Raw genomic sequence first — 14,870 nt, 5'->3', positions numbered from 1 at the left:
TCGTCCGTCCGGTTGATCCCGTTAGGGTGGATCCGGCAGGACCGACAACAGAAGCGGAGCAGTACGTGAGCGTCAGCCTCTCCAAGGGTGGAAACGTCAGCCTCACCAAGGAGGCCCCCGGCCTCACGGCCGTGGTCATCGGCCTCGGCTGGGACGTCCGATCCACCACCGGCACCGACTTCGACCTCGACTCCTCGGCGATCGTGGCCAAGGCCGACGGCAAGGCCGTCTCCGACAAGCACTTCGTGTTCTTCAACAACCTCACCACCCCCGACGGCACCGTCGAGCACACCGGCGACAACCTCACCGGTGAGGGCTCGGGCGACGACGAGCAGGTCAAGGTCAACCTGGCCGGCATGGCCGCCGAGGTCGACAAGATCGTGTTCGCCGTGAGCATCTACGACGCCGACGCGCGTTCGCAGAGCTTCGGCCAGGTCCGCAACGCGTTCATCCGGGTCGTCAACCAGGCGGGCGGGGCCGAGATCGCCCGCTACGACCTCAGCGAGGACGCCTCCACGGAGACGGCCATGGTCTTCGGGGAGCTGTACCGCAACGGTGCCGAGTGGAAGTTCCGCGCGGTCGGCCAGGGCTACGCGTCGGGCCTCACGGGGATCGCCCGCGACTACGGCGTCAACGTCTGACCCGGCCGGTGGCCATCGACTACACCAAACGGCGTCCGACCACACCGGCAGCGGGAGGCGCGAGCGGCGACGGGGTGTCGCTGTCGAAGGTCACCCTCACGAAGGCCGCGCCGAGCGTCTCGCTCACCAAGCGGGGCGCCACCGGCGGTGAGCTGCGGGTCAACCTGCAGTGGACCGCGGGTGAGGAGGCCCGCGGCGGCCTGTTCGGCAAACGGCGCGGCCGGTCGATCGACCTGGACCTCGCCTGCCTGTGGGAGTTCAGCGACGGCAGCAAGGGTGTCGTGCAGGCTCTGGGCAACGCGTTCCAGGCGCCGTACCAGGGCGCGCCGATCATCCGGCTCGACGGCGACGACCGCTCGGGCTCCGCCGCGGGCGGCGAGAACATGGTGATCGACCTGTCCCGGGTCGACGAGATCCGCCGCATCCTCGTGTTCGCGTTCATCTACCAGGGCACGCCCAACTGGGCGGGCGCCAACGGCGTCGTGACGCTGCATCCGGCGTCGGGGCCCGAGATCGAGGTGCGCCTCGACGAGCACGACACCGGGTCGCCGACCTGCGTGATCGCGATGCTCGAGAACCAGGGCGGGGAGATGCTGGTGCGCCGCGAGGTGCGCTACGTCAGCGGTGGGCAGGCCGACGTCGACCGGGCGTACGGCTGGGGAATGGAGTGGGCGCGCGGGCGTAAGTGACCTGCGCCGACGACCGCGCTCCCGGTAGGTGCCACACCGGGCGACTTCGGAAAGGGATCGCACCGTGCGGCACTTCGCCTACCTGAGCGCGTCCGAGACGGGCGCCCTGTTCGAGACGCCACCGGAGCCGTTCCACCGCGACAGCGGCCGGGACCTGCTCTCGGTGGCGCTCGGCGCCACGCTCTACATGCCGGCCACCCGGCCGGCCCTCACCGCCGACATCACCAAGCAGGCGGCCGCCGGTGTCACGTCGGTGGTCGTCTGCCTGGAGGACTCCATCGCCGACGACGAGGTGGCCGAGGGCGAGGCCAACCTGGTCGCGACGCTGCGCGACCTGCACGAGCAGCCGCAGACCGAGCCGCCGCTGCTCTTCGTCCGGGTCCGGGGCGCGGCGCAGATCCCCGCGCTGGTGGCGCGGCTCGGGCCTGCCGCCGCGGTGCTCGACGGGTTCGTGATGCCGAAGTTCACCGCGGCCAGCGGCACCGAGTACCTGCACGCCATCGACGACGCCGACCGCATGGCCGGCACGACGCTGCTGGCGATGCCCGTGATCGAGTCGGGGGCCGTGCTCTACGCCGAGACCCGCGTCGACGAGCTGACACGGCTGCGCGCGCTCCTGCACCGCGACCGGCGCCGGATACTGGCGGTGCGCCTGGGCGCCACCGATCTGTGCGCCCTGTACGGCCTGCGCCGCTCGCCGGACCTGTCGATCTACGACGTCAAGGTGGTGAGCAGCCTCATCTCCGACGTCGTCAACGTCCTGGGCCGGGCCGACGGCAGCGGCTTCACCGTCACCGGGCCGGTGTGGGAGTACTACTCCGGCGTCGAGCGGATCTTCAAGCCGCAGCTGCGCTCCTCCCCGTTCGCCGAGCACAATGAGCGGGAGCTGCGCGGCCGGCTCGTGGGCCGGGCGATCGACGGGCTCATCCGCGAGGTGTCGCTCGACCGGGCCAACGGCCTCACCGGCAAGACCGCGATCCACCCGAGCCACGTCGCCGTGGTCCACGCGCTGTCCGTGGTCACGAGCGAGGAGCACCGGGACGCCTCCGACGTGCTCCGGGCGGACCGGGCGGGCGGCGTGCTGGCGTCCGGTCACCGCAACAAGATGAACGAGATCGGCCCGCACACCGCGTGGGCCCGGCGGACGATGCTGCGGGCGCGGGCGTTCGGGGTGGCCGCCGACGACGTCTCCTTCGTCGACCTGCTGGCTGCGAGCCTGCCGCGATGACCGGCATCGCGAGCGAGCGGCGCGCGCCCCTGGCCGCGCGGCTCGGCATCCGGCTGCGCACCGTCGGCGCGGGCGCCGATCCCGCCGTGCTGCTGGGCCTGGCGCTGCGGCGCAACCCGCGGAGGGCGCAGCTGCTCGTGTCGCGGGTGCTCGGCAAGCACGTCCCCACCGATCCCCGGCTGGTCCGCGCCGCCGGGCTGCTGCTGGGCGGGCTGGTGGCCGACACGCTGGCCGGGAAGCCGCCGCGGCCGTTGCCCGTGGCGACGCTGCACGCCGCCGTCCGGGGCGACCGTGCGGCAGCGGCCACGCTGCACGGCGACGCCGAGCGGGCCATCGGGACGGACCCCGGCGCGCTCGTCCTCGGCTTCGCCGAGACGGCCACCGCGCTGGCCCACTGCGTCGCCGAAGGGCTGGGCGGTGCCGCCTGCCTGCACTCCACGCGCCGGCCGGTGCCCGGGTACGCCGTCGCGGGCGGCTTCACCGAGGACCACTCGCACGCCACCCACCACCTGCTGCTGCCCGCCGACCCCGCTCTCCTGCACAGCGGGCGGCCGCTCGTGCTCGTGGACGACGAGCTGAGCACCGGGCGCACCGCGCTGAACACGATCACCGCGCTGCACCGCACGGCCCCGCGCGAGCACTACGTCGTGGCGGCGCTCGTGGACGTCCGGCCCGCCGGGAACGAGCTGGTCGACGGCATGGCGGCTCTGGGCGCCCGGCTGGACGTCGTCTCGCTCGCCCGTGCCGCGATCGAGCTGCCCGCCGACCTCACCGACCGCGCGGCCGCCCTGCGCGCCGAGCTCGGTGACGCGCTCCCGCCGTCACCGATCCTGCCCGGCGGTGCACCGCAGGTGCCGACGCTGGTGCTCGCCGACCTCGGCTGGCCCGCCGGCGTGCCGGCCGGTGCCCGGCACGGGTTCACGGCCCACGACCACCGACAGCTCACGGACGCACTGCCCCGCCTCGGCGCCGGTCTGGCCCGCGCGGCCGGGCTGGTGCCCGGAGAGCGGACGCTGGTGCTCGGCACCGAGGAACTGATGCATCTCCCCCTGCGGCTCGCCCAGACCCTCGCCGACGCGGGCCATCACGTGGCGTTCTCCAGCACCACGCGCTCGCCCGCCGTCGTCGTCGCGGCCGAGGGGTACGCCCTCACCAGCGGGATCACGTTCCCGGCCCACGACGATCCCGCCGACGGACCGGGGCCCCGCTTCGCCTACAACGTCGGGGACGGCGCATGGGACCACGTCCTCGTCGTCGTCGACCCACCCGCCGACACGGCCGCCCTGCGGTCCGGGCTCCTCCCGGCGCTCGCCCCGCACACGCGACGGACGAGCCTGGTGATCACGCCGTGACCCCCGCTCCGCTGCGCGGCCCGCACTTCGGCAGCTACGCCCCCGACGACGTGGCGTGGCTGCTCACCGACCTGTCCGGCGTGGCGCTGGAGGCTCCCACGGAGGAGCGCGAGGAGGCCGTCCAGAGCGGCGGGAGCCACTACGCCGAGTCGCTCCCGCACGAGTACCTCCCGGATGCGAGCTACCTCGCGCTGTACCGCGCGGCGCTCGCCGCCACCGCTCCCCGGCTGGCGCAGGCCGTCGGCACGGTCACCGAACTGGTGCTCCGCGAACGCGGGCCCGACGTGGTGCTGGCCTCCCTCGCCCGCGGAGGCACCCCGGTCGGTGTGCTGATGCGCCGCTGGGCGGCGTGGGCCCACGGGCTGGACCTGCCGCACTACGCCGTCTCCATCGTCCGCGGGCGGGGCATCGACCGGCTCGCGCTGCGCCACCTCGCCGAGCACCACGACCCGTCCCGGGTGGTGTTCGTGGACGGCTGGACGGGCAAGGGCGCGATCACCCGGGAGCTCGCGGAGGCCGTGGCCGAGCACGAACGCGACACCGGGGCGCGCTTCGACCCCGACCTCGCGGTGCTCGCCGACCCCGGCCGCTGCACCACCACGTTCGGCACGCGGGAGGACTGGCTGATCGCGTCCGCCTGCCTGAACTCGACGGTGTCGGGGCTCGTCTCCCGCACCGTGCTGAACCCGCGCCTGCTCGGGCCCCACCAGTACCACGGGGCGAAGTTCTATACGCACCTCGCGCGGTCCGACGTCTCCACCGGCTTCATCAGCGCCGTCACCACGAAGTTCGCCGGCGTCCACGACACCACGCCGCCGTCCGACCGGGTCGCCGACGGCGCAGGCAGGCGAGCCGTCGAACGGATCACCCAGGCCTACGACGTCGGCGACGTCAACCTCGTGAAGCCCGGGGTCGGCGAGACCACCCGGGTGCTGCTGCGCCGGGTGCCGTGGCGGGTGCTGGTGCGCGCCGGGGCGCCCGCCGCCGACCTCGCGCACATCCGGCTGCTGGCGCAGCGCCGCGGCGTTCCGGTCGAGGAGGTGGCCGACCTGCCCTACAGCTGCGTGGGGTTGATCCGCCCCCGGCACGCCCGCCGTCCCGTCCTCCGCCGCACCACCGGCGCACGGACGGCGGCGCCGTGACGGCCGGAGCGATCACGGTCGCCCGTCCGGTCGCCTGCCTCGACCTCGACCGCACCACCATCTACTCGGCCGCCGCCCTCGACCTCCGCATGCCCGACCAGCACGCCCCACGGCTGCTGTGCGTCGAGGTCCTCGCGGGCGTCCCGCAGTCGTTCATGACCGAGGAGGCCGTCCACGCCTTCCGCGCGCTGCAGGGCGCGGCCGTCGTCGTCCCGACCACCACGCGCACACCCGAGCAGCTCGCCCGCGTCCACCTGCCCGGGCCGCCCGCCCGCTTCGCGATCGCCAGCAACGGCGGCCACCTGCTCGTCGACGGCGAGATCGACCCCGGCTGGAACGCCGCCGTGCGCACCCGGCTCGCGGGGTGCGCGCCGCCCGCCGAGGTCGAGGCCCACATGCGGGCCCGCGGCGGCCCGTTCGTCCTGAGGCTGCGCACGGCGAGCGAGCTGTTCTGCTACGCCGTGGTGGACCGGGCCGCCCTGCCCACCGGCTGGGTGGAGGCGCTCGCCGACTGGTGCGCCCCCCGCGGCTGGACGGTGTCGTTGCAGGGCCGCAAGGTCTACGCGGTGCCTGCCGGCCTGACGAAGTCGGCGGCCGCTGCCGAGGTGCTCGCCCGGTCGGGCGGCACCCACCTGCTCGCCGCAGGCGACTCACTGCTCGACGCCGACCTGCTCGACGCGGCCGACCTCGCGGTCCGCCCGGCCCACGGCGAGCTCGCCGCCACCGGCTTCACCCGGCCGCACCTGGCCGTCACCACCGCCACCGGAGCCGCGGCAGGGGCCGAGCTGCTGGCCTGGCTGTCCGAACGGGCCGGAGCGTTCGTCCTGTCCGGCTCCGGCAGGCCCTGATCACACCGAAGAACAACAGGAGGAAACGCTTCATGGCGCTGTGGGACCAACTCAAGGAACGTGCGCTCGACATGACCTCGCAGGCGAAGACGCAGGTCGGCAAGCACAAGAACAAGGAGTTCGCCGACGCGAGCATGGCCGTGTGCGCACTCATCGCCGCAGCCGACGGCACCATCAGCGGGGAGGAGCGCCGCAAGACGGCGGGCTTCATCACGAGCAACGACGTTCTGTCGATCTTCTCGGCCACCGAGCTGCTGGAGAGGTTCAACCACTTCGCCGGCAAGCTCGAGAGCGACTACGACTTCGGCAAGGTCGAGGCGATCCAGGCCCTGTCGAAGCTGAAGGGGAAGCCGGACGCCGCCCGCGCCGTGATCCAGGTCGGCATCATCGTCGGCGGGTCCGACGGCGACTTCGACGAGAACGAGAGGCAGGCCGTCCGCGAGTCGTGCAACGCCGTCGGCGTGGCGCCCTCGGAGTTCGATCTGTAGCAACAACGGGCTCCCCGGCGCGATGCGCCGGGGAGCCCGTCCTGCACGGCGAAATCCTCAGATGTGGGCGGCCGTAGCCGGCAGCAGCTCCTGGAACGTGCGCCCGGTGGCCACGGCCCCGATCGCCGTCATCGTCCAGCCGCCGCCGTCACCCCGGCCCACCTTGGCCATGATCTGGGCGTTGTGCTGCCCGGAGCCCGACAGCACGAAACGGGCCAGCTCGTCGCCCGTGGTCTGGTCGACGAGCCGGCAGAAGGCGTTCTCGATCTGCGAGAAGTCCTGCCCGGTGAACGAGCTGACCACGAACGCGATCTGGGTGATCGAGGCCGGAAGCCGCGCGAGATCCACCAGGATCGTCTCGTCGTCGCCGTCCCCGGCGCCGGTCTGGTTGTCGCCCGTGTGCTGCACCGAGCCGTCCTGGCTGCGCAGCTGCCGGAACCACACCGCGTCGACCAGGTCGCCGCGCGCGTCGAAGAGCAGCGCGGAGGCGTCCAGGTCGATCTGCTGCGACTTGGAGCCGAACAGGCCGCGCTTCTTCACCGCGTCCCAGCCCAGCCCCATCCGGACCACGCTCAGGCTGCCACCGTCGCGTTTGGCGAGCGAAACCTTCTGACCCTTGGTCAGGTTGATCGACACACGTACTCCGTTCATCGGCACACGGGGAGCGATCGGACGCCGTGACACGGCACGCGTCCGATCGGGGTGATTCGTCCATAGTGCCCGAAATCGGAGTGCCCCGGGGCGCCGGCCCCGCGGAAACGAAACGGCACCCTCCCCCGGGTGGCCGGGGCGAAGGTGCCGTTCGCAGGAACTCAGGAGCTAGGCGTTGACCTCTTCGAGAACCTCGTCGGAGACGTCGAAGTTGGCGTAGACGTTCTGCACCTCGTCGCTGTCCTCGAGCGCGTCGATCAGCCGGAACACCTTCTTGGCCGCCTCGGCGTCGAGCGGCACGGACATCGACGGCAGGAAGGTGGGGTCGGCCGAGTCGTAGTCGATGCTCGCCTCCTGCAGCGCCGTGCGCACCGGGATCAGGTCGCCCGCCTCGGACACCACCTCGAAGCTCTCCCCGAGGTCGTTGACCTCCTCGGCGCCGGCGTCGAGCACGGCGAGCAGCAGGTCGTCCTCGGTGAGCTCGCCCGCCTTCGGGACGATCACCACGCCCTTGCGCGTGAAGAGGTACGCCACGGAGCCGGGGTCGGCCATCGCGCCACCGTTGCGCGTCATCGCCGTGCGCACCTCGGTGGCGGCGCGGTTGCGGTTGTCGGTGAGGCACTCGATGAGCACCGCGACACCGTTGGGGCCGTAGCCCTCGTAGGTGATCGTCTGGTAGTCGGCACCACCGGCGTCAGCACCCGAGCCGCGCTTGACGGCGCGGTCGATGTTGTCGTTGGGCACCGAGCTCTTCTTGGCCTTCTGGATGGCGTCGAAGAGCGTGGGGTTACCGTCCGGGTCACCGCCGCCCGTGCGCGCAGCCACCTCGATGTTCTTGATCAGCTTGGCGAACATCTTGCCGCGCCGGGCATCGATGACGGCCTTCTTGTGCTTGGTCGTCGCCCACTTGGAGTGGCCGCTCATCGAGTTTCGCCGTCCTTTCCCAGCTCATGCTCACCTGCCGGGACCCGGACGTCCGTCGCCGGCCTCCTGCCGTGCGGACCGGATGACACCGACCTCTGCCTGATCGTGGCGATTCTACCGACCCGCTCGGACGGCCGGCGGCACCGCCACCTCACGCCGCCCGCGCGCTCTCCTTCACGAGGTCGCAGAACAGCCCGTGCACCCGCAGATCACCGGTGAGCTCCGGGTGGAACGCCGTGGCGATCACCGACCCCTGCCGCACCGCGACCGCCCGCCCGGCCGCCGGCCCCGCATCGGCGCCGGTGATCGTCAACCGCGGGACGGTGGCGAGCACCTCCACCCCCGGCCCCGTGGACTCGACCCACGGCGCCCTGATGAACACCGCGCGCATCGGGTCGCCCAGCAGACCCCGGAAGCGCAGGTCGGTCTCGAAGGAGTCGACCTGGCGGCCGAACGCGTTGCGCCGCACCACGACGTCCAGGCCGCCGACCTGCTGCTGGTCGGGACGCCCGTCCAGCACCTCGCGGGCGAGCAGGATCATCCCGGCGCACGACCCGTAGGCCGGCATCCCGGCGGCGATCCGCTCGCGCAGCGGGTCGAGCAGGTCGAAGACCTCCAGCAGCCTGCTCATCGTGGTCGACTCCCCGCCGGGGATCACCAGCGCGTCGACAGCGTCGAGCTCCGACGGACGCCGCACCGCGACACCACGGACGTCACCACAGGCCGTCACGGCGGCCAGGTGCTCGCGGACGTCACCCTGTAGAGCGAGCACACCGATCACGGGAACCACGGTGACCAGCGTAGTCGCCCCCACGTCCCCCGGCCCCGCCCACCGACGGCCAGGTGGTGATCACCACGAGACGCACGTGATCGCCCCGCCAAGGGCGATCACGTGCGGTTGACCGCGACTGCCCACCCCCACCCCGCGGATTCCGGGCGACTCACCCGCACGAAACGGGCGACTCGCGGGGTCGGGGCGGCGGTCAGACCGGGGCCACGTCCTGCCGCCCCGTGGCGGAGCGGACGGCTTCCGCGACCGCGGGGGCGACTGCGGCGTCGAAGACGCTCGGCACGATGAAGGACGGGTTCGGCTCGGCGACCACGTCGGCGATCGCGGCCGAGGCGGCCAGCAGCATGGCGTCGGTGATGTCGCGCGCCTGGGCGTCCAGCAGACCCCGGAACACCCCGGGGAACGCGAGGACGTTGTTGATCTGGTTGGGGTAGTCCGAACGGCCGGTGGCCACCACGGCGGCGTGGGCCGTGGCGATGGCCGGGTCGACCTCGGGGTCGGGGTTGGCCAGCGCGAACACGATGGAGTCGGGAGCCATCGTGGCGAGCTCCTCGGCACCGAACAGGTTGGGCGCGGACACCCCGATGAACACGTCGGTGTCGACGAGGGCGTCGGCCAGGGAGCCGGACACGCGCGCCTCGTTGGTGTGGTCGGCGATCCAGCGCAGGTTGTCGTCGAGCCCGTCGCGCCCCGGGTGGACGATGCCGTCGATGTCGACGGCCAGCACGTCGCCGGGCATGCTGGAGCGCAGCAGCCGGATGATCGCCGAGCCGGCCGCGCCGACCCCGCAGACCACGACCTTGCAGTCCGAGAGCTTCTTGCCCACCACGCGCAGCGCGTTGCGCAGCGCGCCGAGCACGACCACCGCCGTGCCGTGCTGGTCGTCGTGGAAGACCGGGATGTCGAGCATCTCGCGCAGCCGGGCCTCGATCTCGAAGCAGCGCGGCGCCGCGATGTCCTCGAGGTTGATGCCGCCGTAGGCCGGGGCGAGGATCTGGACGGTCCGGATGATCTCCTCGGTGTCCTGGGTGTCCAGGCAGACCGGCCAGGCGTCGACGCCGGCGAAGCGCTTGAACAGCGCCGCCTTGCCCTCCATCACCGGCATCGCGGCGGCGGCACCGAGGTTGCCGAGGCCGAGCACCGCGGAGCCGTCGGTGACGACGGCGACGGTGTTGCGCTTGATCGTGAGGCGTCTCGCGTCGGCGGGGTTGGCCGCGATGGCCTGGCAGACCCGGGCTACGCCGGGCGTGTAGGCACGCGAGAGGTCGTCGCGGTTGCGCAGGCTGACCTTCGACTCGACGCTCAGCTTGCCCCCGAGGTGCAGGAGGAACGTGCGGTCGGAGACCTTCCGTACCCGCACGCCCGGCAGCGCTTCGAGCGCCGCGGTGATCTCGCTGGCGTGTGCCTCGTTCAGGGCGTTGCAGCTGATGTCGACGATGAGCGTCCGGGTGTGCGACTCCACCACGTCGAATGCGGTGACGACGCCGCCGACGCGGCCGACCGCCATCGTGATGTCGCCTGCGGCACTGGCGGAGGCGGGCGCCTCGACGCGCGCGGTAATGGCGTATCCGGGACCGGGAACTGGCACCCCAGAACACTACCGCCGGTGCGGACGGGGCCGGTCCGGGCCGGGGCCCCGTCACGGCGATCCCGGCCCGATGCGTCGAGAGGGGTTGTGACCACCCGAGGTCGGGTGTGAGATGGCGCACACGTCAGCTTCGGACGTCGACGCAGTGCCGCGGAGGTGGTCCCCCATGGCCGTCAGAGCAGAAGCCGGGCAGCGGAGCGGAAACCGGGCACCGGTTCCGACCGTCAGCGACCCGTCCCGGGTACGGAACGTGGTTCTCGTCGGGCCGTCGGGGTCGGGGAAGACGACATTGGTCGAAGCGCTGCTCGCCCACACCGCCGCGATACCCCGGCCCGGCGCTGTGGTGGAAGGCACAACGGTGTGCGACCACGACCCGGCGGCAGTCCGGCAGCAGCGGTCGGTCGCGCTCTCCGTGGCTCCCCTGCTGCACGAGGACACCAAGATCAACCTGATCGACACCCCCGGCTACGGGGACTTCGTCGGTGAGCTGCGCGCCGGGTTGCGCGCCGCCGACGCCGCGCTGTTCGTCGTGCCGGCCAACGAGGGGCGCGAGGGCACGATCGACCCCGCTGCCGTCGCGCAGTGGGAGGAATGTGCCGCCGTCGGCATGCCCCGTGCCGTGGTGGTCGCCCGCTGCGACCACGCCCGCGCCGACCTGGAAGCCACGATCGCCGCGTGCCAGGAGGCGTTCGGCGGCGGTGTCGCCCCGCTCTACCTGCCCATCCGCGACGGGGACCGGCTCACCGGCCTCTACGGCCTGCTCTCGGAATCGCCCCCGGGACAGGCCCCGCCCGGCGCCGAGGACGCCCGCGGCGAACTGGTCGAGGGCATCATCGAGCAGTCCGAGGACGAGTCGCTCATGGAGCGCTACCTCGACGGCGAGGAACTGGACGTCAGCACGCTCATCGACGACCTCGAGACCGCCGTCTGCCGAGGGTCGTTCCACCCGGTGATCCCGGTCTGCGCGAGCAGCGGGACCGGGCTCGACGCGCTCCTCGAAGTGCTCATCGGCGGCTTCCCCTCGCCGCTGGAGCGCCCCCTCCCGCCCGTCAGCGGTATCGAGGGCGCGACGCACCCGCCGCTCACGGCCGATCCCGACGGTCCGCTCGCCGCCGAGATCGTGCGGACCTCCGCCGACCCCTACGTGGGGCGCGTCTCCCTGGTGCGGGTCTTCTCCGGGACACTGCGCCCGGAGTCGACAGTGCACGTGAGCGGACACCACGTGAGCATCCCGACCCAGCGGGACGGGAAGACCAACGGCGCGGGCTCGGGCGGGCACGACGGGCACGACGCCGACGAGCGCCTCGCGCACGTCTACGCCCCGCTCGGCGCGGCCCTGCGCGAGGTACAGGCCTGCGTGGCAGGCGACATCTGCGCCCTCACCAAGCTCGGGACCGCCGAGACCGGGGACACGGTGTCGGCCGCCGAGCACCCGCTGCTGCTCTCCTGCTGGGACCTGCCCCGCCCGCTCCTGCCCGTCGCGGTGGCCGCCCGTACCCGGGGGGACGAGGACGCCCTGGTCAAGACGCTCGGGAAGATCGTCGCAGCCGACCCGACGCTGCACCTGGAGCGCAACCAGGAGACCCACCAGACGGTGCTGTGGTGCATGGGTGAGGCCCATGCCGACGTCGTGCTGTCGCGGCTGCGCGCCGGTGGAGCCGACGTCGACACCGAACCGGTGCGCATCCCGCTGCGCACCACCCTGTCCGCGCCTGCCCGGGTGACCGGACGCCACGTGAAGCAGTCCGGTGGCCACGGCCAGTACGCCGTCTGCCACATCGAGTTCGAGCCGCTGCCGCGCGGGGCGGGCATCGAGTTCGTCGACAAGATCTTCGGCGGCTCGGTCCCCCACCAGTTCATCCCGAGCGTCGAGAAGGGGGTGCGGGCCCAGGCCGCGCGCGGGCTGACCGACGACCACCATCCGGTCGTCGACTTCCGCGCCACCCTGGTGGACGGCAAGGCGCACAGCGTCGACTCCTCGGACGCCGCGTTCCAGACCGCGGGCGCGATCGCTCTGCGGGAGGCGGCGGAGGCCTGCGGCGTGCAGGTCCTCGAGCCCTACGACGAGGTGACGGTGCGGGTACCGGACGAGCACCTCGGAGCCGTGCTCGGAGACCTCTCCGGCAGGCGCGGACGGGTGCTCGGCACCGACCTCGCCGGCCCGGGCCGGTCACTCGTGCGGGCCGAGGTGCCCTGCACAGAGCTGTGCCGGTACGCCGTCGACCTGCGCGCGATGACGAGCGGCGCGGCGACGTTCACCCGCCGGTCCGCCCGTTACGACGTGGCACCGGGCTGACCCCGCAGGAAGCCCAGCAGCTCAGCGGTGACCTCGTCGGGGCGTTCCTGCTGTGTCCAGTGACCGCAGCCCGGAAGGATCACCGGCTCGCGGAGGCCGGGATGCACGCGACCGATTGCGTCGAGGTCGTCCTCGCTCAGCCACTCCCGGGCTCTCGTGGGGCTCCTGCATGCCGTCCAGGAGGCCGCCACCGTGCGGCACGAGCAGAAGCTGCGGGTTCTCGGGGTTGTCGCCGCTGAGCGCATGGAAGAACCGGCGCAGGCTCGTCCGCACGTCGCGACCGAACTCGCGATCGGCGACTCCCTACTGCTCGAAGTAGCCGGTGTAGAAGCGGCCCTCGTAGATCTCCTGCATCCGGCGGACGGCAGGACCTGAGCCACGCGGACGCGGCGGCACGCTGAGACCGACGACGCCCCGCACGAGGTCGGGACGCATGAGGGCGAGGTTCCATGCGACGGTCGCGCCCCAGTCGTGGCCGACCACCACGGCCTCCTGCGCCCCGGCGTCGTCGATGAGCCCCACGGCGTCGGCGACCAGATGCATGATCGTGTAGGCGTCCACCGAGTCCGGATGGGAGCTCTTCCCGCTGTCGGCTGACTGTCGTCACGGCACGCCGAGGTACCGCAGCCCCGCTGTGGTGGCCGCCGCCAGGACCACGACCAGCACGAACGGGACCTTGCGCCACGCGGCGAGCGCACCAACGGCGACACCGGCGGGCCGGGCCCAGCCGGCGAACCCGGTGCCGTCGGTCAGCGCGGCCGTCGCCACCAGAGCGACGAGCAGCGCGGTGGCCCCGAGGTCGACGTAGCGCTCCACCCGCGAGGAGATGCGCACCCGGTCGCGCAGGACGATGCCCGCGAGGCGCAGCAGGTAGGTGCCGGCGGCGAGGACCAGGACGGCAGGCCAGTTCACGCCGCCTCCCGCCGGTCGCCCGGCAGCCGCGCGACGACCAGACCGAGCAGGCCGGCGAGCACCGGCACCCCTGGCGGCAGCAGCGGCGTCGCCACCAGCGCCGCCGCGGCGGCCAGCAGCCCCACCCGGCGCGCGTCGACCCGGCGCAGCGACGGCAGCAGCAGAGCCAGCAGCGCGGCGGGGAAGGCGGCATCCACCCCGAAGGTGTCCGGGTCCGGGACGGCGCCGCCCGCCAGCACCCCGACCACGGTTCCCACGTTCCAGAAGACGAAGAGCAGTGAGCCGCAGAGCCAGTACGCGGTGCGGGCCCGCGGGCCACCGCCCCGGGCCCGGGAGAACGCCACGCTCTCATCGACCATGAGGTGCGTTCCGAGCAGCCGCGCCGGCCAGCCGTCGGCGATGTTGCCGCCCACGGCCAGCCCGAACGGCACGTGCCGCGCGTTGAGCAGCAGCCCGGCGGCCACGGCGGCGATGGCGCCGCCGCCCGCAGCCACCACGGCCACCACGAGGAACTGGGCGCCGCCCGCGAACACCAGCAGCGACAGCGCCATGGCCAGCACCACCGGCACGTCGGCCGCGGCAGCCAGCGCGCCGAACGAGGCACCCACCACGCCGACGGCGGCCGCCAGGGCCATGGCATCCCGTAGGTCGTCGCGGTCTATTGTTCGACGTAGCGAACGCATGACCGATAGAGTGAACGGAACCTCAACCGTTCGTCAAGCCGAACGAGGATACTGATGGATCGAACGGCACCGCTGGCGACGATCGCCGCCGCGCTCCGCCGGGAGCGGGAGCGACACGGCCTCTCCTCGTCCGAGCTCGCCCGCCGGGCAGGCATCGCGAAGTCGACGGTCTCCCAGCTCGAGGCGGGGGCGGGCAACCCCAGCGTCGAGACCCTCTGGGCGCTCGCCGTGGTGCTCGAGATCCCCTTCAGCCGCCTGGTGGACCCACCGGAGGCCCCCGTCCACGTGCTGCGGGCCGGCGAGGGCCTGGCCATCCCGTCCGAGCATTCCCCCTTCACCGGCACCCTGCTGGCCGCCTGTCCACCCGGCGCCCGGCGCGACCTGCACGTCATCGCGGCCGAGCCCGGCCCGGCCCGCAAGGTGCACGCCCACATCCCCGGCACCACCGAACACCTGCTCGTCACGGCCGGACGCTGGCGCGCCGGTCCGGTCGAGGCGCAGGTCGAGCTCGGTCCGGGTGACTACGCCCGCTTCCCCGGCGACCGCGCACACCTCTACGAGGCCCTCGAGCCGCGGAGCGCCGCGGTGCTGGTGATGGAGTACGTGTAGTACTCCATCACCAGCACCGCGGCCGCCGC

The 14,870-nt window shown here is 72.9% G+C and carries 15 protein-coding genes and 1 pseudogene; 9 read left to right on the top strand and 7 right to left on the bottom strand.

Annotation, left to right across the window (positions count from 1 at the left end; translation table 11 throughout):
- Positions 1-65 precede the first annotated feature (65 nt).
- The 7 genes from AC5L35_RS31860 to AC5L35_RS31830 all read left to right on the top strand — a co-directional run bounded on the left by AC5L35_RS31860 (position 66) and on the right by AC5L35_RS31830 (position 6,388).
- Entirely contained in the window at positions 66-641 is a 576-nt protein-coding gene (locus AC5L35_RS31860; protein WP_495063440.1) for a TerD family protein, read from the top strand.
- Between the two features lie 8 nt (positions 642-649).
- Positions 650-1,330: a TerD family protein gene (locus AC5L35_RS31855; protein WP_495063439.1), complete on the top strand. Its 681-nt coding sequence runs from the start codon at positions 650-652 to the stop codon at positions 1,328-1,330.
- Positions 1,331-1,394: 64 nt separating this feature from the next.
- Positions 1,395-2,558: an HpcH/HpaI aldolase/citrate lyase family protein gene (locus AC5L35_RS31850; RefSeq protein WP_495063438.1), complete on the top strand. Its 1,164-nt coding sequence runs from the start codon at positions 1,395-1,397 to the stop codon at positions 2,556-2,558.
- Positions 2,555-3,910, top strand: a complete 1,356-nt coding sequence (locus AC5L35_RS31845; protein ID WP_495063437.1) for a phosphoribosyltransferase family protein — start codon at positions 2,555-2,557, stop codon at positions 3,908-3,910. The genes AC5L35_RS31850 and AC5L35_RS31845 overlap by 4 nt, the downstream gene beginning before the upstream one ends.
- Complete coding sequence (locus AC5L35_RS31840; protein ID WP_495063436.1) at positions 3,907-5,052, top strand: cysteine protease StiP family protein; 1,146 nt, start codon at positions 3,907-3,909, stop codon at positions 5,050-5,052. Before AC5L35_RS31845 ends, AC5L35_RS31840 begins: the two co-directional genes overlap by 4 nt.
- Positions 5,049-5,900, top strand: a complete 852-nt coding sequence (locus AC5L35_RS31835; protein ID WP_495063435.1) for an HAD family hydrolase — start codon at positions 5,049-5,051, stop codon at positions 5,898-5,900. The genes AC5L35_RS31840 and AC5L35_RS31835 overlap by 4 nt, the downstream gene beginning before the upstream one ends.
- Positions 5,901-5,932: 32 nt before the next feature.
- Positions 5,933-6,388 (top strand): tellurite resistance TerB family protein, encoded by a 456-nt coding sequence (locus tag AC5L35_RS31830; RefSeq protein WP_495063434.1) that lies wholly within the window; start codon positions 5,933-5,935, stop codon positions 6,386-6,388.
- Positions 6,389-6,445: 57 nt separating this feature from the next.
- Here the strand turns inward: AC5L35_RS31830 and AC5L35_RS31825 are convergent, their stop codons facing one another.
- The 4 genes from AC5L35_RS31825 to AC5L35_RS31810 all read right to left on the bottom strand — a co-directional run bounded on the left by AC5L35_RS31825 (position 6,446) and on the right by AC5L35_RS31810 (position 10,341).
- Positions 6,446-7,039, bottom strand: coding sequence for a TerD family protein (locus AC5L35_RS31825; RefSeq protein ID WP_495063433.1), 594 nt, complete (start codon positions 7,037-7,039; stop codon positions 6,446-6,448).
- A gap of 168 nt (positions 7,040-7,207) precedes the next feature.
- On the bottom strand, positions 7,208-7,963 hold the full coding sequence (locus AC5L35_RS31820; RefSeq protein WP_495063432.1) for a YebC/PmpR family DNA-binding transcriptional regulator: 756 nt from the start codon (positions 7,961-7,963) through the stop codon (positions 7,208-7,210).
- 151 nt (positions 7,964-8,114) lie between these two features.
- Positions 8,115-8,753 (bottom strand): pyridoxal 5'-phosphate synthase glutaminase subunit PdxT, encoded by a 639-nt coding sequence (gene pdxT, locus AC5L35_RS31815; RefSeq protein WP_495063431.1) that lies wholly within the window; start codon positions 8,751-8,753, stop codon positions 8,115-8,117.
- 193 nt (positions 8,754-8,946) lie between these two features.
- Positions 8,947-10,341: an NAD-dependent malic enzyme gene (locus AC5L35_RS31810; RefSeq protein ID WP_495063430.1), complete on the bottom strand. Its 1,395-nt coding sequence runs from the start codon at positions 10,339-10,341 to the stop codon at positions 8,947-8,949.
- Between the two features lie 166 nt (positions 10,342-10,507).
- On the opposite strand from AC5L35_RS31810, the gene AC5L35_RS31805 reads away from it, so the two are divergent.
- Complete coding sequence (locus AC5L35_RS31805; RefSeq protein ID WP_495063429.1) at positions 10,508-12,637, top strand: elongation factor G-like protein EF-G2; 2,130 nt, start codon at positions 10,508-10,510, stop codon at positions 12,635-12,637.
- 303 nt (positions 12,638-12,940) lie between these two features.
- Here the strand turns inward: AC5L35_RS31805 and AC5L35_RS31800 are convergent.
- The 3 genes and pseudogenes from AC5L35_RS31800 to AC5L35_RS31790 all read right to left on the bottom strand — a co-directional run.
- Positions 12,941-13,210 (bottom strand): annotated as a pseudogene (locus AC5L35_RS31800) (alpha/beta fold hydrolase); the annotation flags it as partial.
- Positions 13,211-13,240: 30 nt separating this feature from the next.
- A complete protein-coding gene (locus AC5L35_RS31795; protein WP_495063428.1) occupies positions 13,241-13,549 on the bottom strand; it encodes an AzlD domain-containing protein in 309 nt (102 codons plus the stop codon).
- A complete protein-coding gene (locus tag AC5L35_RS31790; protein WP_495063427.1) occupies positions 13,546-14,184 on the bottom strand; it encodes an AzlC family ABC transporter permease in 639 nt (212 codons plus the stop codon). The genes AC5L35_RS31795 and AC5L35_RS31790 overlap by 4 nt, the downstream gene beginning before the upstream one ends.
- Before the next feature lie 102 nt (positions 14,185-14,286).
- Here AC5L35_RS31790 and AC5L35_RS31785 point away from each other — a divergent pair, with 102 nt between their 5' ends.
- Entirely contained in the window at positions 14,287-14,841 is a 555-nt protein-coding gene (locus tag AC5L35_RS31785) for a helix-turn-helix domain-containing protein (protein ID WP_495063426.1), read from the top strand.
- The last annotated feature ends 29 nt before the right edge of the window (positions 14,842-14,870 follow it).

The sequence above is a fragment of the Pseudonocardia sp. OZ21 genome (assembly GCF_059359135.1).
This window is presented reverse-complemented; position numbering and strand designations above follow the sequence as displayed.